At 43.5% G+C, this 25,016-nt stretch carries 20 protein-coding genes; 2 read left to right on the top strand and 18 right to left on the bottom strand.

The window, feature by feature from the left end; translation table 11 throughout:
• The coding region (locus tag DFQ00_RS26050; protein WP_146236148.1) for an IS30 family transposase at window positions 1–180 on the top strand (180 nt) is incomplete at its 5' end.
• Here DFQ00_RS26050 and DFQ00_RS26045 read toward each other — a convergent pair.
• From DFQ00_RS26045 to DFQ00_RS26020, 6 genes are all read right to left on the bottom strand, one after another.
• On the bottom strand, window positions 141–1,133 hold the full coding sequence (locus DFQ00_RS26045) for a hypothetical protein (protein ID WP_110899354.1): 993 nt from the start codon (window positions 1,131–1,133) through the stop codon (window positions 141–143). The two genes, DFQ00_RS26050 and DFQ00_RS26045, sit on opposite strands and share 40 nt — an antisense overlap.
• 22 nt (window positions 1,134–1,155) lie before the next feature.
• Entirely contained in the window at window positions 1,156–2,103 is a 948-nt protein-coding gene (locus DFQ00_RS26040; protein WP_110899353.1) for an MBL fold metallo-hydrolase, read from the bottom strand.
• Between the two features lie 310 nt (window positions 2,104–2,413).
• Complete coding sequence (locus DFQ00_RS26035) at window positions 2,414–2,731, bottom strand: hypothetical protein (RefSeq protein WP_146236226.1); 318 nt, start codon at window positions 2,729–2,731, stop codon at window positions 2,414–2,416.
• Between the two features lie 301 nt (window positions 2,732–3,032).
• Window positions 3,033–3,851 carry a hypothetical protein gene (locus DFQ00_RS26030; RefSeq protein WP_244214001.1) on the bottom strand — a complete coding sequence of 273 codons (819 nt, stop codon included), beginning with the start codon at window positions 3,849–3,851 and terminating at the stop codon, window positions 3,033–3,035.
• Window position 3,852: 1 nt separating this feature from the next.
• Window positions 3,853–4,299, bottom strand: a complete 447-nt coding sequence (locus DFQ00_RS26025) for a hypothetical protein (protein WP_110899351.1) — start codon at window positions 4,297–4,299, stop codon at window positions 3,853–3,855.
• Window positions 4,300–4,391: 92 nt separating this feature from the next.
• Window positions 4,392–5,576 (bottom strand): teicoplanin resistance protein VanZ, encoded by a 1,185-nt coding sequence (locus tag DFQ00_RS26020; protein ID WP_110899350.1) that lies wholly within the window; start codon window positions 5,574–5,576, stop codon window positions 4,392–4,394.
• Between the two features lie 897 nt (window positions 5,577–6,473).
• On the opposite strand from DFQ00_RS26020, the gene DFQ00_RS26015 reads away from it, so the two are divergent.
• On the top strand, window positions 6,474–7,610 hold the full coding sequence (locus DFQ00_RS26015; RefSeq protein ID WP_110899349.1) for a tyrosine-type recombinase/integrase: 1,137 nt from the start codon (window positions 6,474–6,476) through the stop codon (window positions 7,608–7,610).
• A 105-nt stretch (window positions 7,611–7,715) separates the two neighbouring features.
• Here the strand turns inward: DFQ00_RS26015 and glnA are convergent, their stop codons facing one another.
• The 12 genes from glnA to mutS form a co-directional block, all read right to left on the bottom strand.
• Window positions 7,716–9,044 (bottom strand): type I glutamate--ammonia ligase, encoded by a 1,329-nt coding sequence (glnA, locus tag DFQ00_RS26010; RefSeq protein ID WP_110899358.1) that lies wholly within the window; start codon window positions 9,042–9,044, stop codon window positions 7,716–7,718.
• A gap of 130 nt (window positions 9,045–9,174) precedes the next feature.
• Window positions 9,175–9,588, bottom strand: a complete 414-nt coding sequence (locus DFQ00_RS26005; protein ID WP_110899348.1) for a MerR family transcriptional regulator — start codon at window positions 9,586–9,588, stop codon at window positions 9,175–9,177.
• A gap of 82 nt (window positions 9,589–9,670) precedes the next feature.
• Window positions 9,671–10,924, bottom strand: a complete 1,254-nt coding sequence (locus tag DFQ00_RS26000) for a methionine gamma-lyase family protein (RefSeq protein WP_110899347.1) — start codon at window positions 10,922–10,924, stop codon at window positions 9,671–9,673.
• An 86-nt stretch (window positions 10,925–11,010) separates the two neighbouring features.
• Window positions 11,011–12,297, bottom strand: a complete 1,287-nt coding sequence (gene hflX / locus DFQ00_RS25995) for a GTPase HflX (RefSeq protein ID WP_110899346.1) — start codon at window positions 12,295–12,297, stop codon at window positions 11,011–11,013.
• Between the two features lie 112 nt (window positions 12,298–12,409).
• Window positions 12,410–13,381 (bottom strand): AAA family ATPase, encoded by a 972-nt coding sequence (locus tag DFQ00_RS25990; RefSeq protein WP_110899345.1) that lies wholly within the window; start codon window positions 13,379–13,381, stop codon window positions 12,410–12,412.
• 113 nt (window positions 13,382–13,494) lie between these two features.
• Window positions 13,495–14,058, bottom strand: coding sequence for a ribonuclease FAU-1 family protein (locus tag DFQ00_RS25985; protein WP_110899344.1), 564 nt, complete (start codon window positions 14,056–14,058; stop codon window positions 13,495–13,497).
• 295 nt (window positions 14,059–14,353) lie between these two features.
• Complete coding sequence (locus tag DFQ00_RS25980; protein ID WP_110899343.1) at window positions 14,354–17,008, bottom strand: transglycosylase domain-containing protein; 2,655 nt, start codon at window positions 17,006–17,008, stop codon at window positions 14,354–14,356.
• Between the two features lie 166 nt (window positions 17,009–17,174).
• Window positions 17,175–17,417 (bottom strand): RNA chaperone Hfq, encoded by a 243-nt coding sequence (gene hfq / locus DFQ00_RS25975; RefSeq protein WP_090916826.1) that lies wholly within the window; start codon window positions 17,415–17,417, stop codon window positions 17,175–17,177.
• Window positions 17,418–17,834: 417 nt separating this feature from the next.
• Complete coding sequence (gene miaA, locus DFQ00_RS25970) at window positions 17,835–18,791, bottom strand: tRNA (adenosine(37)-N6)-dimethylallyltransferase MiaA (RefSeq protein ID WP_110899342.1); 957 nt, start codon at window positions 18,789–18,791, stop codon at window positions 17,835–17,837.
• A complete protein-coding gene (locus DFQ00_RS25965; protein WP_110899341.1) occupies window positions 18,772–19,557 on the bottom strand; it encodes a class I SAM-dependent methyltransferase in 786 nt (261 codons plus the stop codon). The genes miaA and DFQ00_RS25965 overlap by 20 nt, the downstream gene beginning before the upstream one ends.
• A gap of 17 nt (window positions 19,558–19,574) precedes the next feature.
• Window positions 19,575–21,944: a DNA mismatch repair endonuclease MutL gene (mutL, locus tag DFQ00_RS25960; RefSeq protein WP_110899340.1), complete on the bottom strand. Its 2,370-nt coding sequence runs from the start codon at window positions 21,942–21,944 to the stop codon at window positions 19,575–19,577.
• A 22-nt stretch (window positions 21,945–21,966) separates the two neighbouring features.
• On the bottom strand, window positions 21,967–24,846 hold the full coding sequence (mutS, locus tag DFQ00_RS25955; protein ID WP_110899339.1) for a DNA mismatch repair protein MutS: 2,880 nt from the start codon (window positions 24,844–24,846) through the stop codon (window positions 21,967–21,969).
• Between the last annotated feature and the right edge of the window lie 170 nt (window positions 24,847–25,016).

The raw sequence follows: 25,016 nt of genomic DNA, 5'->3' as shown, positions 1-25,016 counted from the left end.
TCGAATGAAAATGCCAATGGGCTCCTGCGAGAGTTTTTCCCCAAGGGAACGGATTTCGCCCAAATCACGGATGAGGCTCTAGAAAACGCTCTGGATTTGATCAATCACAGACCACGAAAATGCTTGGGGTGGAGAACCGCTCATGAATCCTTTTCAGAGGAACTGTCGCACTTGGCTTGACAATCCGTCTTATAAAAGTCATCTTTGCTATAGAAAGTAACTTCAACCTTTGGTTTTTTTTGATATCTAGTAAGTTTGTACTCAATTTCAGTTCTTGTAGTTTGTCCATCTCCAGAGGAATTAATTTGGTCGTTATTTAATGCAAAAGACTTAATGAAAGTCGATTTCCCTGCACCACTTCCACCAATAACCAATATCGATAAATCCTCTCCAGAAATTGGAGTTCCCATTATCCATCTAATTTTTAATGCTGTGCCTAGTTGTTCATAAATAATACATCCCGATTCTCTAAGATAATTCATAACATGCTTAAGAGTAATAAAGTATATGTTCTTGAACGGATTCCCTTCATTTTCGAGATAAGGAATTGATTGATTTATTCCGATCAAAGTATTATTCTCTGTAAAAACAGGAGAACCAGATAATCCTTCTAATATCTGATAATCTTTAAGATCAGAGTAATGATGATAATCATCGGTAATTCTATATGTTAGTACTGCATTTTTAAAATTTGACAACAACTCCAATTCTCCGCATAAAGAAATCTTATCAATAGTTTCCCCTGTTATAATTCCGGGAAATCCATATGTCTCCACTCTTTGCTTTGGTAAAGGTTCTTCAAATGATATGTTATGATTTAAAGTAAGTGTGAAATTCTTAATTCCAACAAGTATCGCGAATACATCATCTTCTTTTAATAGTGAATCTCCAACAAACACATCTTCAATTGAATACTCTATCCTATTATAGTTAGGATCAAATATATCAAGCATTATGTAGTCTTCCACATTTTCTAGGATTCTTTCTTTATCAATTCCATTATTCCAGAGTAAATGAAGTGAAGAGATAACAATATAAAAATTCGTATCCTCATTGGATTTTTCAAACTGACATGGAAGTATTATTCCCGTGGCCGTACTATTGAAAGTCGATACTCTTACGATGTTTGTCAACACCGGTTCCCCCCTCGTTCGTCTATATTTCAATTAATTGACCAAAAACAATTTGATTTTTTTCCTTTAGGCTAGGTGGAAGCTGAAGTCCCACTGGACAGAATAATTGATTTTGTGGATGTTCTAATATTCTGTTAATTAAATTTGTATTTGGATGATGTGTTGTAGCTTTTGATAGTGGAAGCATAATTTTTTCACACTTATTTAGTTCAATAAATTCAACCAATTTTTCATTGTTTGCATTAGCACCATGATGAGCAAGCATGATTAAATCAAAGGATGAAGGAGGCTTGATTATATTATCTAATTGATTAATTATGCTTGAGTAATAATTGTCTCCTGGAATTAAAATGGTTTTATCTCTATATTTCACAATAAAAGATAAAGAGGATTCATTAATTAACTTTGGATCCTTCTTTTTGTCATTCCACTTTTTCATTAACCTTCTTATCGAATCTTTTATTGGAAGTAAAATATCAATTAAGACTATATCTTTCCCCTTGTCAATTGGATCAACTTTGTTTGTTCCTCGAATGAAAATTTCTAAACCGTTAATTTCGTATCTCTTATTCTGTTCATAAGTACGGACCAATGAAAGGTTAGGAAACTTATCAATCGATTTCTTTAAACGGACTCCTTGATTGTAACTTATGGTTGCTGGATCAACTAGATCATTAAAGATTATGAAACATTCTTGAGTAAAATCTATATATTGTTCAACTTCAGGATGATTGAGTAATTTTAGAATCCCTCCTATATGATCATCATCAATGTGGGTCACAATTATTCCATTTAACTTTTTTCCATTGCCCTGGTGAGGTAGAATCATATTGATAATATTATCAACATTTTTTATTTTTCTTTCTGAACCGCCATCAACAAGTATTCTGACCGTTCCATTTTCGTTTTTCATATTAATTATATAGGAATCACCTATTCCTACATCTATCATCTCTATAAAAAAATTCAAGTTATACCCCTCCCACTATAAATCAATTTCAGAAAAATCTAGATTCATCTCTCTTTTAAATTTTCTACAAAAGAATATTATCATGGATTAGTTAAATAAAGATAACTAAATATTTAACTCGGGATGAAGAGTACGGTCATTACTCTAAGAGTATGTTTGTCATGTCTTTTATTTATCTTCGATGCTCTGTATCTTCTTTATGCCCTATTGTACTATTGACTGTAAATAAGTTGTGGTTTATCAGATGGATGCAGTATATTTATCTTGTAAATCTGTTCATATTCTGTATGAATGTAACGGATTGGCTCTGTTACGTCCAACCGTATCCATCTATTTTGATATTAAAATCTGCAGCTAAACCTTGTCCGATGTTTAAGATGTTAAGCTGAATAACAAAATGAGGGTTCTGGTTGTTGTTATCAAAAAAAATCCATGAAATATTTGTTAGTGGAACCGATGAAAAGGGGATTATTACCATTTCTACATTAAGAAATGGTATAACTTGAAATCTCCGGACTTCAGACTCACTTTTCTTAGCTGATTGTGGGGTTTCTTTAAAAAATAAAAACAGTGACTGCAGCCCCAATAAACGCTCCTGCCAAGTTTCCATAGAAACCAATCCAGTCATTGTCATGAACTGCACGAATTCCTGGGAGGGGCATTATTAGCAATGCATTTACAATTATCGCAATTGCAACACTTACAGATAGCAAAATCCAACTTTACCTATGTAATTGTTAGCCTTTTCTACTGATCATGTTGGCAATTCAGGTTAGGGTGTAATATTTCTAAGGTTACTTCTGATTGAAAACTAAAAACCGGATATTTATCCGGTTTTAACACAAGTCTGAAAAACAAAATTCACTAAAAAGACTATAATACTCTTTCAGTTTTTCTCAAGTAACTTTATCTAATTTTACGGAATTTTATTAGACTTGAAACTGATTTAATGCTTCCATAAATTTATCAATAGTTACAGTTAATAATGACCCCTCTTCAATTAAGCCTCGTACATTGCTTAATGAATTTTGAACTCTCCTAAATAATGAAGGCTTCAAAGGCTTACCTTCCTGAACCTCTTCTTGAACTTCTTCGATAAAATCTAAAGCATCTTCCTTAATATCTATATTACTTATATCTGTATCCTTCAATAACTGTAATAATTCTTTGGCTGTCGCTATTAAATTATCTGAAGTGTTTTGATTAACTTGGTTAGCAGTTACATTGCCCGACTCAGAAAAATTGAGTTGACCCACGTTTCCCTGAACAAGTATTTTTGCGTTTGGTTTTTCATCAATTCCCAATTCAATCGCCCTTTCTCCTAAATAATCAGTTAGATGGTTCACTAACAATTTCACTACTTCTCTGTTGAATTCGCGGATACTATCTGATGCTGTCGCTCCTTTATAGAAGGCATAGCTCCTTGTTAAAGTATCGTAACGATCAAAGTTAATTGTAGCATACTTTAACAATTGAAAGATAAAAGTAATCTCATCGTTAATAGAAGTAGGGATATCAAATCTACTTGTAATATGTTTTTCCTTTAAAACAACTTCAATATCGAATTCCTTACTCTTTTTCTTACTAATGAAATCTGCCAGTATAGGTTCATTTTCTATATGTTGGATAAATCGTTTCGCTAATCTCATAGCTTCATGAGTATCTTGAGCATTTAATAAATCTCCAGCTACCCTTCTAAATTGCCTTGAGATAATTTTAAATTCCTTAATATCGATGATTTTTTCCATATCAGTTCACCCCACAATATGGACAAAATGGATTCCCAATTTTGTCGGCTATATCAAGCTTCGCATTTTTGTCACAGCAAGTAAACTTTATTTCGTCAAGATCATCTTGTTCATATAATGGTGTAGTGTTAGTGGTCAAGATAGGCTTTCCAGCTTTAAAGGTTAAACCATTATTTTTCCCTGAACTCTTCTGAAGTCCTTTAAAAATCTTGCTCAACTCTTTTATCGCTTCATTTTTGGCTACTTGACGCGCATGTTTCAATATATCATCAGTCAAATAAGATGACTTAGGCATTGGAATCCCACAACTTGGGCAAAACAATTCCAAGACATCACCTGCTTGAACTTCTTCCGAATCAAGCTTAAAACCTGCCCCACATAACGAACATTGAAAAGAATTGAAACCATCAAAATCACTTTGCTTTGATATAATGAAGTTTTTCCTCAAACATAATTCCTCCCTTTATCTCTACCTGATATCATTTCATTCATATTTTTCGAAGGCTTCACATAACATCATAATAATATTTACCTTATTATTCAATTTAAATTCATTGTTCTGCAAACAATATTAATTTTATCAATTAGAGTATCAAATTCTTTCAATTCTAACTGCTTATTGTGTTCAAGAAAGAAATCTTCATTACATATATTTAAGTATGTCAAATATGCTTCATCGAATGATATATTAACCTGTACATCAGAAGCCCTGATTTTTAAAAACATCTCCCCATTAAAATCAATCTTTTCTCTTACTGATTTATTACTTGTCAGATAGAACGATAAACCATTATTAGCATAAATTCGTGATATTTTTTTTGAAAAACCTGTCACTATAACTGCTAAAGAATCTATTTTAGATAGTAGATGCACTTGAGAAAGTATTTCTTCGATATTTTCTATATCAATAAATTTGTTTTTAACAACATCTACAACGCTTGGTAATCTTTTTTCATCTTTCATTATCTCTTCATAAAGTTCTTGATAAATCTCTGTATTTTTATAGCTTTCAATAGCTTCCTCACCAATATAAAATTGTACAAACTCATATGAAAACGCCTCTGTAAGTAGATCGCTCGTCCTTGCATAAATCTCATAATCCATTAACAATATAGGAAAAGGATCTATCGCAAGTCTAAAGATGGCTATTGAGCCAATACAACCTTTCAAACATTCTTCAAACTCTAATGTCATATCTGTCCGATCGTTTCTTATTGAAATCATATGATTTCTTGAGACATAGAAGGTATTAAAGCCTTGCTTGTGAACATGCTTATTAAGTCTGTTTTTTAATTTTTGTAGCTCATTAAAATATTCACTCATTTCATTTTTCATATCCGCAAAATTTTTTTCATTATCGGTAAGAAATGCTATCATCTGCCCATACATAGGAAACTTGCTCTTTCTTCTCCACTTCGACAACTCAGTTTCTTTCTTCTCTTCGTCAAGTTCTATAAGGTAGACCATTGTTGTTGATACTTCTAGTGATTGCCTTAATGAATAATATGCACAGTCTAGATAGCCCTTTTCAAATAAAACAATGGCGTTGATTATTAGTCTTATCGCCTCTTGTATAAAGGTATTGGATAACCAAGCATCTACTCTAACTGTCCAGCTATCCTCTAAATTAGAAAGGTCTGTATAATACTTCTTTTTGTTATGTAATTTGATAGGTTGAATATGCTCTTGCTCTTTAAATTTAATATAAATTTCTTCAAAATTCATTTTATTTTCCCTTCCTTTATCAACTAGATTTACTGACTAGTGTATACTAAATAATTATGACTAAGTTACATTGACCTTAAAAGGGTAAAAGTATTACTACTTGAAAACATTAGTCTCATAAATATTACGGACTTTAAGCTACTTTTCTAATTCAGCACTATTCTCTTTAGCTAATCATTTGACACTCATTTCATTCACAGAATACCTCTTATTCATCTTTCTTTTTAAATCGGCGAATTTTGCATCCTTAATATCTTCGTACAGTAATTATAGAAATATTTAAATATGTTAACTTCAATTTTAATTTAATTTTTAATTCACTCAAGTCTTTTTTACTCAAATTCACTAAATCCCTAAAAAAGAAATCATCCACCCTAGCATCGACAGTACTATTTTTTCATTTTAAGATTCATGAGCAGTCTTGCAACTAGAACATTTTTGTGAAGAAAACCAATTCGGATATTTATAGAAATTTCGTTCTCAAGATGAATATTATGTTAGCAGAATATACATTGAGGTTAAGTTGCGTTTCCATTGCAAACACTTTCCCTTAGTTAGTTATCATTATGTGAAAGTTCTTGCGGGATACTGTTAAGTCGCAAATTTTTAAGCATAGGTATAGGCAAATGCTCTGAAATGGGGTACAATTCTAGTAGCAACTCTTTCACCAAGGAACCTCTGTACTAATCCAAACATAACTTTTGGAGCCAAATTTGACTCCTAAACAAACGAGCCTTAGCTACTAAGGGCTCGTTTTTTGATGTATCTTGTTTTATATCTTTCAACAACAATATTTCACTGCTCTGTTCATAATTGATTAACATGCGCTTACACCGCTGTAAGGCGGTTTTACATATACAAAAAAAGAACATAAGTTCTGATAGAGGTGATTACTTTATGGCAAGCTTCAAGAAACATGCTACTGGTTGGGAATATCGTCTAAGGTTCAAAGATCCATTCACACAAACTTTTCGTGAAAAGTCTCAGCGGGGATACGAAACCAAAAAGGAAGCTCAATTAGCTGCTGCAGAGTTCGAAAGAAGTCTCTCTTCTGGCTATGAGCAGAGTGATTTGAGTTTAAAAGATTATCTGAATTTTTGGATTGATCAATACAAAAAAGGGAGTGTTCGAAAAAACACATTACTTCTACATCAAAACAACATCAAGAATCATATCTTACCTTATTTCAGAAACATACTACTTCGAGATGTTAAACCAATTATGTATCAGAATTTCATTAACTCGATCTCAGAAAAAGGTCCCAGCCGCAGAACAGTTGAGTTAATACATGCTACTATGCACAACGCGCTACAAAAAGCAGTTATTATCGGTAAGATCGAAAAAAACCCATGTATAGGCGTTGAAATAAAAATTAAAAGGAAAAAGAGAGAGGTTCACTTTATTGATTCTTCAGACATCTCAAGGTTTTTACAAAACGCTTACGAATACGGCTACATCTATTGGATCTTTTTCAAAGTCTTAATTGAAACAGGAATGAGAAAAGGTGAAGCTGCCGCCTTGAAATGGCCTGATATTGATCTAGAAAATCAGTTAATAACCATTGACGAAACTTTAGATTTTACCGCTAAAGATAAGGAAGGATTATTCGGAGAAACCAAGACCATCAAATCAGAGAGAACGATTAAAATATCCCAATCATTAGCTAATGATTTAAAGTATCACCAAGAGTGGCAAAAGCAGAATAAAGGGGTTTTAGGGGAACGATATCATCTTGACCTTGATCTAGTGTTATGCAGAGAAGACGGTAACTATATGCCGAAGTCATCCTTGTTCAATGCTTTCTCTCGGATATTAGACCGAAGCGACCTTCCCTCCCTCCCCATTCATTCACTCCGACATACCTGTGCTGTATTGTTGCTTGAAGCTGGAGCAGATATGAAATTCGTACAAGAGCAATTGGGCCACGGCAGCATTCAAATTACTTCGGATGTCTATGCCCATATTTCTTCTAAAATTCAGAAAAACAACATGGATAAGTTCGAAGTATTTACTAAAGGTATTCTTCAAGATTAAATTTTTGTGGGCATTTTGTGGGCACTCTTGTATTATTTGAATTCATAATGTTTTGCCCACAAAAAGAAAAACCCCTCACGCCAGGTGGCGCAAGGGATTCGGGGATTAGTACAACGTGATATATTGATCGCGTTCCCATTGGTGGACTTGTGTTCTATACATGTCCCACTCAATTTCTTTCAGCTCGTAGAAGTGAGCCAAGGCGTGGTCGCCGAGAGCGTCACAGATCACTTCGCTGCGGATCAATTCGTTCAATGCTTCTTTCAGGTCAGCTGGCAAGCTAGGAATGCCTTCTTCCACACGCTCTTCTTCTGACATGATGTAGATGTTACGGTCGATCGGAGCTGGTAAGGAAAGCTCACGTTTGATTCCGTCCAAGCCCGCTTTCAATAATACAGCCAAAGCCAGGTAAGGGTTAGCAGCCGGATCCGGGTTACGAACCTCAACACGTGTACTCAAACCACGTGAAGCTGGAATACGGATCATCGGGCTACGGTTACTTGCAGACCATGCTACGTAACAAGGTGCTTCGTAACCTGGTACAAGACGTTTGTATGAGTTCACAGTCGGGTTAGTGATTGCTGCAAACGCACGTGCATGCTTCAGCGTTCCGGCCATGAAGTGACGTGCAGTTTTGCTCAAGCCCAGCTCGTCCGACTCGTCAACAAATGCGTTTTCATTTCCACGGAACAAGGATTGGTTGCAGTGCATACCGGAACCGTTCATACCAAACAATGGTTTTGGCATAAATGTAGCATGTAATCCATGCTGACGTGCAATCGTTTTAACAACGAGCTTGAACGTTTGGATCTGGTCTGCTGCTTTCAAAGCATCTGCATATTTGAAATCGATCTCATGCTGACCAGGAGCTACCTCGTGGTGAGAAGCTTCGATTTCAAAGCCCATTTCTTCAAGTGTAATAACGATATCACGACGACAGTTTTCACCAAGATCTGTTGGTGCAAGGTCGAAATACCCACCTTGGTCATTCAGTTCGTTTGTTGGGTTTCCTTTTTCGTCCGTTTTGAACAAGAAAAATTCTGGTTCAGGACCAACGTTGAAGGAAGTGAATCCCATTTCTTCGGCTTCCTTCAGGTTTCGTTTCAAGATGCCACGTGGATCACCTGGGAACGGGTTGCCATCAGGCAGATATACGTCACAGATCAAACGTGCAACACGATTGTCGGATACCCATGGGAAAATAAGCCAAGAGTCAAGATCCGGATAGAGGTACATGTCGGATTCTTCGATACGAACATAACCTTCAATGGAAGAGCCATCAAACATCATTTTGTTATCCAGCGCTTTCGTCAACTGGCTTACTGGAATCTCAACGTTTTTGATCGATCCAAGCAAATCGGTAAATTGCAATCGAATGAATCGTACATTTTCTTCTTGTGCGATGCGGAGAATGTCTTCTTTTGTATAACTCATGATTCCTCTCCCTTTCTTATCTGCGTATTTGGCTTGCATGTTATATTTGTACATTAGAAAGCTCCACGGGTCAAGGAGTCTGACATCAGAAGTTTGAAATTTACCTGACCCGCCTCGTTAGGCGAAACGATTATTTTTTATTAAAAAAACGAGAAAGCTCACCTTGGATGAGAGACACTTGACCAGGTCTTTTACCTGACACGAGCTGTTGCTTTAACAAACGATGCAGCTGATTATCCGACAGCTCTCTGCGCTTCACTTCCGTATCCGGTGTAATAACCGTCGCTTCTTCCGATTCTTTCGAAACAGGATTCATCACCTGCTTGATGCCTGCAATGTTAACCCCTTTTTCAATCAAAGCCTTAATCTCTAGCAATCTCTCAACGTCGTTAAAGGAAAACAGTCGCTGATTACCTGATGTTCTCGCAGGAACAATCAGACTGTGCTGCTCATAATAACGAATCTGTCTCGCGGACAGATCGGTAAGCTTCATTACAATGCCTATTGGGAATAAGGCCATATTTCTGCGGATCTCGTCACCCATGTTCATCAACCTTCCAGTCATCTATTCTTGACACTATTGTACATTTAGTTGTTACAAAGTGTCAATGACATGTTAGATAAACTCACAATAATTTACGATCTTTCATCGCCTGTAATGCCATCAAAACGCCATATTTAACATGAGAGTAGGTTAATCCCCCCTGCATATAGCCAATAAAAGGCTCTCGGATCGGTGCGTCGGCAGATAACTCCAGACTTCCTCCCTGAATAAATGTACCTGCCGCCATAATAACAGGGTGCTCATATCCTGGCATATCCCAAGGCTCCGGCACAACGTGGCTGTCTACTGCAGCCGCCTGCTGAATACCTTGTACAAAAGCGATCAAATGCTCGGCAGAGCTGAACTGAACAGCCTGAATGAGATCCGTACGTGGCTCATTCCAAGCAGGCTTGGTCACGAATCCAGTTGCAGCAAACATTGCCGCAGCGAAGATGCTGCCTTTGACCGCCTGTCCAACCACTGTCGGAGCCATGTAAAGTCCTTGATAGATGCCACGCGTTGTTCCGAGCATCGCACCTACCTCACCTCCAATGCCAGGTGCAGTCAAACGATAAGCCGCGAGCTGTACATACTTTTCTTTGCCGCATATGTATCCCCCGGTTTCCGCAAGCCCGCCGCCTGGGTTTTTGATCAAAGAACCTGCCATCAGGTCCACGCCGACTTCTGTCGGCTCACGTTCCTCCGTAAATTCGCCATAACAATTATCCACAAACACGATAACGTCCGATTTCAACGCTTTAACACGTGTCACCATGTCGGCAATTTCAGCAATGGTAAACGAAGAGCGCCAGTCATAACCACGGGAACGCTGAATGCCGATGACCTTCGTAGCTGATGTTATCTGCTTCTCCACAGCATGCCAATCCACCGCCCCTGTCGATGTTAGTGCCGTTTCAGCATATCCTATACCAAAATCACGAAGAGAACCTGTACCATCTCCAGGCTTGCCTATTACTTTATGTAATGTGTCATAAGGCTTACCCGTGATGTACAACAACTCATCTCCAGGACGCAGCACACCGAATAATGCTGTACTAATCGTGTGTGTGCCCGACGCAAAATGAGGGCGGACGAGCGCAGCCTCCGCACCAAACACATCGGCATACACCTCATCCAGCACTTCACGCCCCCGGTCATTATAGGCATATCCCGTAGAGCCGGCAAAATGATAATCACTCACTTTTCTGCGTTGAAACGCATCAATAACCTTCCATTGGTTATGATCTACAATCCGGTCAACCTGCTGGAGCTGACCTTGAATCTGGCTTTCAACCTGATGCTGCAACTCCACAATATTTGAATCAAACCTTACCATCTTGCCTTCATTCCCCTTTTATCGCACGAAACGGATGTAACTAATCCTTTCTCGTGTCAACTTATCACATTAGTATGTCATGAATGTTACGCTTCGATGAAATCTTCAAGCAAATAACCATATTTCTCATATTCGCCCTTTTGTAGCTCAACCTGATAAATGACATCATTCTCATCATATTCAGTTGCTACGACATCCCCTATCTTGTATAACACAGAGGTTAGATCACCGCGCTCAGCCGGAATGCGGAAGCGCTTCGTATCGCCTGTAAGCTCAGCCTGAATCAATTCACGAATTCTGATCAGGTCTGCTGCATCCAGTGCACTTACTTTAATATGATTTTTATCCAAAGGTAACATCTCAAGTTGCTCCGGCGTGCAGGCATCTTTTTTGTTATACAGCACCAGCTGAGGCTTGTCCCCCGCACCGAGCTGCTGCAATATCGCATGAACAGTATTGATCTGATCCTCGCGCATCTCGGAAGAAGCATCTACAACATGCAGGACGAGATCAGCTTCGTTCACCTCTTCGAGCGTAGCGCGAAAAGCCGCCACCAGATCATGAGGCAGGTTTTGAATAAAACCAACCGTATCTGTCAGCACAATTTCTTTACCACTCGGCAGTTCCATCGTACGTGACGTTGGATCGAGTGTTGCAAAGAGCTGATCCTGAATGTACACATCTGCATCTGTTAACTGCTTGAGCAGTGTTGATTTGCCGGCATTCGTATAACCCACCAGAGCTACTTGAATAATACCCGTTTTTTTACGACGCTCCCGGTGCAGTTTGCGATGACGCGTAACCTCTTCCAAATGCCTTTTCAAGTCATCAATGCGTCCACGAATGTGACGGCGATCAGTCTCCAGCTTACTTTCCCCCGGCCCTCTTGTACCAATCCCGCCACCAAGCCGCGACAGATTTTTACCATGCCCGGACAATCGCGGCAGCAAGTAGCTATGCTGTGCCAGCTCTACCTGGATAATGCCTTCACGAGTGCTCGCACGCTGAGCAAAGATATCCAGAATCAGCTGCGTACGGTCAATAATTTTTAGATCCAGCGTCTCTTCCAGATTTCGAACCTGAGCCCCGGACAGCTCCTGATCAAAAATGGCTGTAGTTGCACCAAGCTCATCCGCAACCAGACGAAGCTCCTCTACCTTGCCTTTGCCGATAAACCACTTGGTATCCCGTGTTTCCCGGTTCTGCGTTAAAACGCTAAGTACTTCCACACCTGCTGTTTCAGCAAGCTTTACAAGCTCCTGAAGCGAATATTCATGATTAATACCGGAGCGCTTGACCTCATCCGTAACCAGACTCACCAGTATTGCACGATCTTTTTTCGTTGTATCTGTATTATGTGTACCCGTTGTCATCTATAGCTTCACTCCCTTGTTCCGTCTCTGCTGCCTCGGATACAAATGATCCTTGGCAATGCTAAAGCCGAACCGGTTAGCCCGGCCGGCTCTGTTAAAAGGCTATTATCGCTTACTTTCGCTCAAACTTCAAATCCTCTGTACGAATTGTCATTAACTCCAGCTTGCCCGGACTTGCATCCGAGTATTGCTCCAGCAACCGAACAGCTTGATGCCTGATTGACCTTTCAATCGCATTTCTCACATATCTGGCGTTGCTAAACGCATGGAGCGAATCATTTTTCTCTTGAAGAAGATGCTGCTTTAACTTGAGTATAGTCTGAGGCATCAAAATATAGTCACGCTCTTTAGCCATCATTTCAGAGATTTGAATCAACTGATCAATCGTGTAGTCCGGGAATTCAAGCTGAATTGGAAAGCGGGAGGGTAAACCGGGGTTCGTCTGCAGGAAAAAATCAATTTCCTCCGAGTACCCGGCGAGGATCAGAATAAACTGGTTTTTGTGATCCTCCATGGACTTGACCAAAGTATCAATTGCTTCCTTGCCAAAATCCTTCTCACCACCACGGGCAAGACTGTATGCCTCGTCAATGAACAAAATACCGCCAAGGGCCTTTTTGACCAAATCTCTAGTCTTCTGCGCCGTATGGCCAATGTACTCGCCGACCAGATCGGCGCGTTCCACTTCAATCAGATGCCCTTTACTAAGCACACCCATCTTCTGAAACATTTTGGCTACAATTCTGGCTACCGTTGTTTTCCCCGTCCCAGGATTGCCTTTGAAAACCATATGATACACGTGTGCCCCGCTAAGCAGCCCTGCCTCTGAACGCATCTGTGCAATCTGAAGGAAGGCATAAATTTCAAATACCAGTTCCTTGATATTTTCGAGCCCGACCAGCTGCTCCAGCTCACCTTGAATCTCCTGAAAGTGAGTGTGCTTTGTTATACTTTTGGCCGCCTGTACTGACAGTGCTTCATCTTTGGCAAGGCTTTGAGGCTCCTGGTTACGTAACACCACATTAATTTGTCTGGATGGTCTGCCTCCCGGTTGCCCTCCTGCAGCCATGACCCGTCCGTTCATTCGCCATCACCTCTATTTTATCGGGCTGATCTCTCCTGATTATTAATGTATTCTATCAGTTGCCCAGATATTAGAAGGATGTACAACAAAAGTTCCGGGAGCAGGATCACATCCTAGACCTGTATATTTTTGCGGAACTCACCATTCTCGAATAACGTCTGTCTATGCTTCAATGATAATTGAAAGTATGGAAAAACATGCGCATCAATGGCATGCAGCAGTTCCTTGGCCGTTTTGTTCGCGAGATCATAATCCCCCGTTGTAATATGTTTACGAGACAAGGCATCCTCCAGTTCATCCTCATCCAGCAAAAAAATCTCTCCGTCCTTCAGAACAACAACATCCAGGTACAGATCGTCAAACCATGGAACACCCTGATCCGTTATTCCCTGGCTGCGGCATGTATCAATATACCACTCTACAATCCGTTGCTGATCATCAAACATCGCCGTCACCACAAAATGTTCTCCCTTCGGATAGTATTGCAGCCAGGAGTATCCCTTATCCGCAATACAGAAGGTAGTGCCTCCATACGTTTTCCACAAGGGTTCTTTCAAATCCTGTATGGTATACAGCGTAATGTAACCTGTAAAAATTTTGGACTGAACGAACCGGCATGTAAATTGTCGGTTCGTAATCCGGCGCCAATTTGCGCGATCCCCGAATTTCCGTTTCATACGAACCCCTCTTTGCCGACTGCAGATCCCCGATCTGCATTTAGATTGGTAAACAATGATACGTATGCATTGAAGCCAGGACGACCAGCCTGCTCTACACAACGTATTCGAATAGTTACAGCTTACCATATTTAACGTATACACTCAAAACGAAGTCTTCTGTACAGTTTATCATGTGCTACGCGATTTTTGATATCGTCGATCAGCCTGTCTTTGGAGCATTAAAAAAACTGCTTCACCGGCGAACCGGGAAGCAGTCTGATGATGCGATATTCAATTGTGAAGCAGCGGCTTCTTAACCTCCTGAACCTGCTTGAGGGGAGGAAGGAGTCCCTGTCCCTCCGGTATCCCCATTGGTTCCACTATCGGGTGGAACCACTTCACCTGGAGTTGTTATGGCCCCGTCACTCGAACCATCACTTCCAGGGTCTGTTGTTCCCTGCCCCGGAGGCGTGCCGCCACCTGGCTGACCGCTACCAGGGCCGTTGCCGCCATTATTATTTCCGTTGTTTTCATTCCCGTTTCCATTATTACCATTTCCATTGCCGTTATTACCGTTACCGCCGCCATTGCCATTGTTCCCGTTATCCGTTCCTCCGTTGTTCGGATTATCCGTTCCCGGCACCTCTGGATCAGTCCCCGTTCCAGGGTCTGTTCCCGGATCAGGCTGCTGCGGCTCAATCTCCTGAGCTTCGATCATAAGCGAGACAGTATTGGATGGGCTAGTTTCCTGACCAGATGCCAGATCATAAGCCGTTACATAATACTCATAGGTCAGACCTGGTAATGCACTCAAATCCTGCGCAGTTGTTGATCCCACAGAGTCGATCAGATGGGTAAACTGAGCTTCTGAAGTCTCTTTTCGGTAGATACGATACTGTGTATTCGCATCGCCAGTTCCAGTCCAGTTCAGTGAAACCGTCTGACTCGTAGCATTGTACGATGCGCTCAGTCCACTGACTGAAAGTTGAGGTTGTTGTGGCTCCTCTACAGGCGGAGGCGCTTGCCCCCCCTTAGGCGTTTTGAATTCCTTCACAGGAACACCTTTTAACGCATCTCCCATCACCTTGGCAAAAAAGGCTGCAGATAACTTACTGCTATTTTTGAGCATATGTTTCGCATCCGGATTGTCATAACCCATCCAGACAGCTCCGGTCCATTCTGGCGTATAACCTACAAACCAGACATCACGGTTAGAACTGTTGCCAGCGATGCCACTTTGCACGGTTCCCGTTTTACCAGCAACCGGTCGATTGAGTCGAGCTGAACGTCCCGTACCGTCATTAACAACATTTTGCAGCATCTGTGTAAGCTGGTATGCATTCTGTTCTGTCATCACACGTTTAGTGTCTGATTTATCGTGTTTATACGTTATTTTACCAGAGCTATCCTTAATTTCTTTAATGGAATATGCTTGCTGGTACTCACCCAGATTAGCAAATGCACTGTATGCCTGAGCCATCTCCAGCGTATTGGTGCCTTTGCTTAAACCTCCCAGAGCAATAGCCAGGTTTTTGTCCTGATCTGTCAGCTGAATACCAACACTTTTCGCAAAATTAACTCCAGTATTTACCCCAATCTTATCCAGCAGCCAGACTGCCGGGATATTTTCGGACTTCGTAATTGCATCCGTCATACTGATCGTGGAAGAGTATCCATGCAGGTTGCCTGGACAATAATTCCCGAAGCATTGCTTCGCGTTACTAAGCGCTGAGTTCGCACTATACTGTCCTGTTTCCAGCGCCGGAGCATAGGATACGATCGGTTTAAACGCTGAGCCTGGCTGTCTCCGGCTTTGCGTTACCCGGCTGTAGCCTTTGGTCTGATAATCACGTCCACCCATCAATGCAACGAGACTGCCGTTTTCATGATTCATAATAACCATCGAACCCTGGACCTGCTGATCATCCTTGCTTGCTTCAAACAGGCTGTCGTCCGAGAAGGCATTTTCCATTGCGGTTTGTGCCTGTGCGTCCATCGTAGTAAAGATTTTGAATCCGCCGATGTTCAGATCATCTTCCGTCATACCTGTAACACGTTCCGCTTCACGAAGAACATAGTCAATGAAGGCTTGATATTTTCTGTCCTTCTCAGGCGGCGTATATTTGTAATCCACGGCTTTCGCTTCGTTCATCTCTGCCTCAGTAATATAGCCTTGCTCATACATCAATTGAAGAACGACACCACGACGCGCTTTTGAATCATTGGGATTGCTAAGCGGGTTATATGCTGACGGCCCTTTAGGCATGGCTGCCAAAGTAGCAATCTGCCATAACTTCAGCTCATTCAAATCCCCTTTTCCAAAGTAAAATTCCGACGCAGCTTTAATCCCGTACCGCTGATGGCCGAAGAATATCCGGTTCAGGTACATCGTCAAAATCTCGTCTTTGGAAAATCTACGTTCCAGCGCCATCGCAATCGACACCTCCGTCGCTTTTCGGAAGAACGTCTTGTCACGAGACAGGAACATATTTTTGGCAAGTTGCTGGGTCAGCGTACTGCCACCCTCCACCATGGATTGTGCCATGATATCTTTGACGGCTGCACGGCCAATAGACCAGAGATCTACACCCTGATGCTCATAGAAGCGTCGATCTTCCGTTGCAACAAATGCTTCCTTGACCAGTTTAGGTATATCATCTGATTCCACAGGCTCCAGCTTTTTGATTGAAAGCTCACCCATGATATTACCGTTGCGGTCATATACCTTTGAAGTTTCATTAATTGTTGTTTTGTCCATGTTGGCTGTAAGCAAACGCTCACCGCTAATCAAAATAAACAAATATCCACCTAGCGCACAAAATATGGCGATAGCCATGGTGAAAAACAAAGTCCATCCGACGCGTTTACCCGTAATTTTTTTCTTTTTAGAGGTCTTTGGCTTCGCTTTTTGGCTTGACTTGTTGTTGGTGTTGCGATTATTAGACCTCGATAACGGATCGTTTGGCATGTTACCTCCTGACTCCCTTTCAATTGCATGTTTTCTATTCCTCTGACAGCATAGGCTTGCATTAAAGCTATTTTGCCCGGAATGAAAAGAACAACCCATATCAGGTTGCTCTGTTTCATTGCCTATACATCTAGACGAAATGGTTTGTAAAAAAGTTTCGGATTTTTTAAGCTTCGCCGCCGTTGTCTTGCTGCATCAGCGATACGCTGCGTTGCGGCGTGAACGTGGAGATGGCATGCTTGTAGACCATTTGCTGGCGTCCGTCGCTGTCAATGACGATCGTAAAATTGTCAAATGCTTTGATCGTCCCGCGGATTTGGAAGCCATTGGTCAAATAGACCGTAGCCGGAATATTTTCTTTCCGCAGTTGGTTCAAGAACGTATCTTGGATGTTGATGGACTTGTTCATTAGCCGTACCCCCATTGGTTCATTTGAATTCGAAGTGTAAGAAATATTCAATATCGCTGAGTAGCTTTCGTGCTATTATATCATGAACAGTTTCATATAATCCACAAAAACCCCTTGTCCCCCGTTTCACCGCTCCATTCGAAGCAAGATTAGAACTAGAAGACCTATCCATTATACACTGCCTTACAGAATTGCAAAAGAGGAACAATTTCTAATTGAAAATCACTTAACAATATTTTATCGACATATGACATCTGTATAATCCATCATATTTAGAGCCGTAATCCCACTTAAATCTTATCCTCTATGCTCCTGTTTGAATCATGGTGAGCTATCTTTTTCAACTTAATAACAGCCCACTGGAGGTAGAGCAATACTCCTTTTATAGAAAAACAAGATTGTAGATTCCAGTGAAAATCAGGTGAACTGACGTGTAATCAATTCACTCACTTGTCTATAATTCCCTTCAAAATCAGCAGCATCCGTCACATCAATCCACTGAATATCCTTCATATGACGGAACCAGGACAGCTGCCGTTTGGCAAAGCGGCGTGTATCCCGTTTCAACCACTCCACCGCGGCCTCCCAGCTCACTTCACCTTGCAGGTACGCGGCAATCTCTTTATATCCCAAGCCCTGCATCGAAATATGCCCTCTCGCTACCCCGCGCTCCAGCAGCGCCTTCACCTCATGCACAAGTCCCTGCTCAATCATCAGATCGATTCGTTCCTCAACACGGGCGTACAACTTCTGACGATCCATCGTAAGACCCACAATGAGCAGATCGTACGGTGACTCTTTTTTCTGCACAGCCAGCTGATCCGACCATTTCTCGCCCGTCAGATGGAAGATTTCAAGTGCGCGTACGATTCGCCGCTGATCATTCGGATGGAGACGCTCTGCACTGGCTGGATCAACTTCTCTTAACCGGTCATGAAGCGCCTGGGCTCCATGCTGCTCGGCATAACTGAACTGCTCTTCCCTGAACGCTTCATCCGAACCGCTGTCCGAAAACTGAAAGCCGTAACAGACCGATTCCACATACAATCCCGTGCCGCCAACGATAAAGGGCAATTTACCTCGTCCATGGATCTCAGGAATCAGACGTGTGCAGCTCTCCTGAAACTCCGCAACGGAATACGGATATTCCGGTTCATGAATGTCAATGAGGTGATGGGGAATACCCTTCATTTCTTCGGGTGTAATTTTCGCGGTTCCAATATCCATTTCCCGATAGACCTGCATCGAATCTCCCGAGATGACTTCACAGTTAAAGGCACGTGACAGCTCGATGCTTAATCTTGTTTTGCCCACTGCCGTTGGTCCTACCAGCACCAGCAGCTTGGGTTTTTGTTCAGCTTCCACTTTCAACATTAATCACTCCGTACAACGTTTTTGCATTGGCCCGATCCAGCACTTGGAATCCAAGTCGGTCAAACTCTGCGCTGCCGCGTTTTTCTTTCATAACCACTCGCTTGCGGGCGACTCTTCTCGCCTCTATAATGCTTTCTTCGGCCAATGCATGGGCATTTGCATAGTTTCGCAAAGGCTTGATTGCACTCGAATCCATCATCGGCTCACGGAACATCGGATCAAAATATATGGTGTCACAGCTACGATCCGGCAAGGAACGAAGCAGCTCCAGATGATCCCGATTACGGAGCTCAATCCGCCGAAAGGCCTGGTCGATATCCGGCTCGTTGCTCTCATAATGTGACATTCCATCCAGCAGCAAGGTATAGAGCGGTTCAGAGCTCTCACACGCAATAACATGCCCTTGAGTACCTGTTGCCACCGCAAAGACTAAAGAATCCGAACCCAGCCCGGCCGTGCAATCCACAACCGTATCCCCTTCCATGACTGCACCAGCTTCCAGCATGGGGTCAGGCTCTCCCCTTAATACACGTTTGGCACGTACAAACCCCATACTCGGGTGAAATTCAAGCTCGGATGCATCCTTACGGAACAAGCGCGCCCTCCCTTTCAGCACTACCAGAATCTCCTGGACACCATATTGCTCCAAAAGTTTTGGCAGAGAAGTTCTGCTGCGTGGTACATATGTTCCTCCAGTCGCAGCCGCCAGCTCACGAGCACGCTGCACCAGTGAGGCTGCCTCCTTGTCACCCGTTGTTATATACATAATATCCCCCTATAAAACTACATCACTCGTTTAAATAATTTCTCCAGATCATACGTTGAAAATGAAATCACAATCGGCCGTCCATGTGGACACGTATATGGCTGACGACATGCCCCCAGTCGCTGAATCAGCACCTCCGCCTCCTGATCGGTCAGCTTCTGGTTCGCTTTAATAGACGCCTTACAGGAACACATAATCGAAGCCGCTTCACGCATCTTCGCCACATCAATGCTGCGCTCGCTGAGAACCCATTCGGACATTTCCTCAATAATATCCTTCTCGTCCCCTTTCGGGAACCAGTACGGATGAGAACGTACACGGAATGTCTGCCCGCCAAAATGCTCCAGATACACGCCCGCCTGTTCAAACCAGGAAAGTCTCGCTTTCAGCTTTTCAGTCTCCGAAGGTGTGAATTCCAGCGTAATCGGCAGCAGCAGCTCCTGTGATGCCTGAGCCGGGTTGCCAAATTTCTCATAATAGTATTCGTAGTTCACCCGTTCATGGGCCGCGTGCTGGTCGATCAAATACAGACCTTCTTCGTTCTGGGCAATAAGGTACGTTCCGTGATGCTGTCCAATCAGACTAAGCTCAGGAAACGCAGGCATGGATGCATCGGTTTGCATTGCAGCCGCCAGCTTGGCGGGATCAGGCATGGATGTATTTTTCCAGCCTCGCTCTCCTCTTTGTCCAGCATTGGAGGTATAAGACATTCGGTTCTCCCTTACAGGAGTGCCATAAGAAGGCGCACGATTAGCCGTCGCTTGTGTTTTCCCAACTTCTCTGCCTTCATCCACCTTCAGTTCATCACCTGGTCCGATCAACGCCTTGCTTAAACTTCCATCAGACTGTTGCGCGTCACTGACAGCATTCGCTTGATGCAGCTCGGTCCCATTCAGCTGCTCCTCATGGCCATAGACGATGGATGTCTCTGGCGGAGCCTCAGGTAAAGGCGGTGTCATACTACCACCAGAAAACTTTTGATCCGAATTTTGATTCAACTTCTGTCCCGACTGCTCTTCCAGTTTCTGATCAAGCACCGTTCCTGGCTCTGCAGGTGCATCCAGATCCGAATGATCCTCCTCTGCTGTTTTGGAAGGAGGCAGAGAGAATCCCGTTGTGGATGAGAGAGGTGTTGAAGGAAGCGTTTGGTTCAGCTGCATATCCTTCGTTTCTTTTGTGTTTGTATTTGTGTTTGTGTTTGTGTTTGTGTTTGTGTTTGTGTTTGTGTTTGTGTTTGCATCCGTATTCGGTCTCACTCGACCGAGCGGCCCATCTTGACCATAGCCTTCGCTGATTTCCTGCTCTTTCACTGGACCTCTTGGAAACAGAAACTGCTCCTGAATGAACGAGCTGTCATCTCCGCGCCTGATCTGCTGCTTACGCACCTGCGGAATCAATACCTCTTGCCGCAAAATGCTCCGCAATGTCGTTTCCACAAATTCGTATAGCTCTGCCTCTTTACTGAAGCGAACTTCAAGCTTCGCCGGATGTACGTTCACGTCAACAAGCGAAGGGTGCATCTCCAGCTGTAATACAACCAGCGGGAAGCGGTTAATAGGCAACAGTGTATGGTAGGCTTTAAGAATAGCCTGATTCAACCCATAGTTGCGAATATATCGACCATTCACAATGGTAGACATCCCCGCACGGTTTGCACGTGTCCATTCTGGCAAACTGATTAAACCATTAATTTTGTAATCCAGACTTTCACCTTGAATAGGCAGCATCGCTTTCGCCGCACTCGTTCCATAGATCGCTGCAACAACTTGCAGTAGATCCCCATTGCCCAGCGTCTGCAGCAGCGTATTTTCATTGTGACGAAGCGTAAATGAGATGTGAGGATGTGACATCGCCATCCGATACAACACATCCGAGATGTGTCCCAGCTCGGTCTGGATCGTTTTCATATATTTCAGCCTTGCAGGTGTATTATAAAACAGCTCCTTCACCACAAACTCCGTTCCTTGCGGTGATGCAGCGTCCTCGTGTTCACACAACTTGCCGCCTTCAATAACGATTCGCCGGCCTCGTCCATCGTCTCCGCTGGCAGTCAGCACCTCCACCTTGGAGACAGCCGCAATACTGGGCAGAGCCTCGCCGCGAAACCCGAGACTCGTAATCTGAAATAGATCACGGCCGTGGGTTATTTTACTGGTCGCATGACGGTAAAAGGCTGTCTCCAGATCATCTGGCTCAATGCCCGAGCCGTTATCTTTTACCCGGATGCGGAGCAGCCCGCCCTCCTCCACGGCTACCTCAATCTTTGTGGCTCCCGCATCGACTGCATTTTCAAGCAGCTCCTTCACGACCGATGCAGGCCGTTCCACAACCTCACCTGCCGCAATCTGGTTGGCAATATGTTCATCAAGCACATGGATTTTCGCCACAGGTTCTCCTCCTCCCGGTTACTCAGGATAATTGCTGTGCCTTCATTTTAAGCTCGTTTAATACCTGCATTGCCTGTAAAGGTGTCATATTCATAACATCAATCTCTTTCATGTGACGGATTAACTCACGCGCAGGTTTATCTTCCACCACCACAGCCTGAGAAGCCTGCGAAGCTTCCGGCTCCTCTTCATCAAAGATCGACAACTGCACGACCTGCTGCCTTCCCTGACTGGAAGAAGCCTTTGTTTCGAGCGGATTATGATGTGTATTATCATAAGTATCTGTATTTGATGAATCATGGGTTAGTATTTTTGTTAGCGCATCCTGCTCTGCTTGGTTTGATGTTAGCGTCGCTTCAACGCTTGCAGCCGTTCTATCTACATGCTGTTCCCGAATCAACTGGTCCTTCACATCGTCCGATACAGATGGCTCTGCGTCCAGTGTCGGGTATTGCTGTGCAGTCAGTGGCTTGCTCTCGCTCATGAACTCACTGCCAACCGCCACTTGAGACGCCGCTTGTTCGAACCCGTGCAGCAGCCCGTTGGCACGCTCAATAATGCTGTCAGGCAGACCCGCAAGCCGGGCACAGTAAATGCCGTAGCTGCTGCTCGCCGCTCCCGCAATCAGCTTGCGTAAGAAGTTCACCTTGTCGCCACTCTCCTGAACTGCCATTGAATAGTTAGCCAGCTTGTCCAGACTTTCCTCCAGATGAGCCAGCTCATGGAAATGGGTAGAGACGAGTGCTTTACAGCCAATTACATCATGCACATATTCGATAACGGACTGGGCAATGGCCATCCCCTCACTGGTCGAGGTTCCACGTCCAAGCTCATCAATGATAATCAAGCTGCGCGGGGTTGCTTTTTCCGTCATCACCTGAATATCAGCCATCTCTACCATAAACGTACTTTGTCCGCCGATCAGATCATCCGCCGCACCGATCCGAGTAAAGATTCGGTCCATAATAGGCACCTCCGCCTGTCCCGCCGGTACAAAACATCCGACCTGTGCCAGAATCGAGATCAACGCCACCTGTCTCATATACGTGCTTTTTCCCGCCATATTCGGTCCGGTAATCAGCAGAATACGTGCCTCTTCCTCAGTCATCGCCGTATGGTTGGCTATAAAAGCTCCCTCCCGCATCACTGCCTCAACGACCGGATGACGCCCCTGCTCAACAACCAGATTATAGCCGTCCGTCAGCACAGGCTTCACGAAATTACGCTCCGCACTAATGACCGCAAACGATTGATAGACGTCAATCTCGGCCACCTGCTCAGCAAGCTTCTGAAGCCTTGCAATCTCCTCATTGAGACGATCGCGCAGCGCTGCAAACAGGCTGTACTCAATGTCCACCATTTTATCCTGAGCCTCAAGAATCAGTGTTTCCTTCTCTTTAAGTTCAGGTGTAATGTAACGTTCCGCGTTAGCAAGTGTTTGTTTGCGCTCATAGCGCCCCTCAGGCAGTGAAGCCAAGTTAGACTTCGTAATTTCGATATAATATCCGAACACTTTGTTGTACCCAATCTTCAGCGAGCGAATACCTGTCGCTTCGCGCTCTCTGGCTTCGAGCTCAGCGATCCATTGTTTCCCGTTCACGGAAGCCTCCCGCAGCTCATCCAGACGAGCGTGATACCCTTCACGAATAAGTCCGCCGTCTCTGACCGACACTGGAGGCTCGTCCACAATCGCCTGTCCGATCGCATCACGCAGATCAGCACAGTCATCCATCATTTCGGCAATATGCCGAAGTGTCGAGGAGGATGAATTGGCACAGTGCTGGCGCAGAGTTGGAATTTTGTCCAGAGATGATCTGAGCGCATTCAGATCACGTCCATTGGCGTTACCAAAAGCAATGCGACCCACCAATCGTTCCAGATCATAGATATCTTTAAGCTCGGCTCGCAGGTCCTCGCGCAGAATAAACTGGTTATACAGCGTGTCTACCGCTTCCAGCCGCTCGTTGATTTTCCCTTTCTGCAAAAGAGGTTTATCCACCCAGCGCCGCATCATACGTGCTCCCATGGACGTCTGCGTACGGTCCAGCAGCCACAGCAGCGAACCCTTCTTCGAGCGTTCGCGCACCGTCTCCACCAGCTCCAGATTACGACGTGTAAACGGGTCCAGTATCATGTAATGGTCCGGCTCATATGTTGATATTTGCGTCAATTGCCCCAACGAGCGCTTCTGTGTTTCACTCAGATAAGAGAACAACCGGGCAACACATGCCTGACGCTCCGGCTCCAATCTGGCCCACACCGATTCGCCAAACTGCTGACGTACGAGGTCCTCCTTGCTTTTCGTCCAAGCGGTATACACTACCGGGCGGCCGATGGGAGAAGACTCGGATTCTACGAGTTCAAGCAGGGAAGCATCCCCCACAAGCTCCGATGGCTCATAGATGCCTATTTCGTCCTTGAGCCATTCCTTCGAATAAGGAACGGATGTGACATAAAGCTCCCCGGTAGACAGGTCACAAGCTGCCAGCGCCAGTGTGTTCTGATTACCCGTCAGACATACCATATAGTTGTTGGACTTGTCTCCGAGTGTCTTGCCCTCCATCACCGTTCCGGGTGTAACCACACGAACGATCTCCCGGCGTACCATGCCTTTTGTTACTGTCGGGTCCTCCATCTGCTCGCAGATTGCAACTTTATATCCCTTTTCGATCAGACGCTGTATGTAATTTTCAGCCGAATGATAAGGCACGCCGCACATTGGAATTTTGTCATCTGCTCCACCGTTACGTGCAGTTAACGTAATCTCCAGTTCTCGAGCAGCATTAATGGCATCATCGAAAAACATTTCGTAGAAATCACCTAATCTGAAAAAAAGAAAAGCATCCTGTGCTTCAGCCTTTACTTGCAAATATTGTTGAATCATTGGCGTGTACTGAGCCATGATATTGATCCACCGTCCGTTCCTGTGATGTCAGGCAGCCGTATCCCTTGGAACCCAATAAGGCGGTTAGGCACCTGGATCGCACCTCCGCCTTATGTGCAGGCTATACACCTTTTTCTTCAAGGGCTTACCACTTACCTAATTCCTATAGTTATTTAAGGGCTTTCTGT

This window comes from Paenibacillus barcinonensis (assembly GCF_003217495.1).
GTDB lineage: Bacteria > Bacillota > Bacilli > Paenibacillales > Paenibacillaceae > Paenibacillus > Paenibacillus barcinonensis.
Note: the sequence above shows the minus strand (reverse complement) of the source record. Positions and strands in the feature narration are given on the sequence as shown.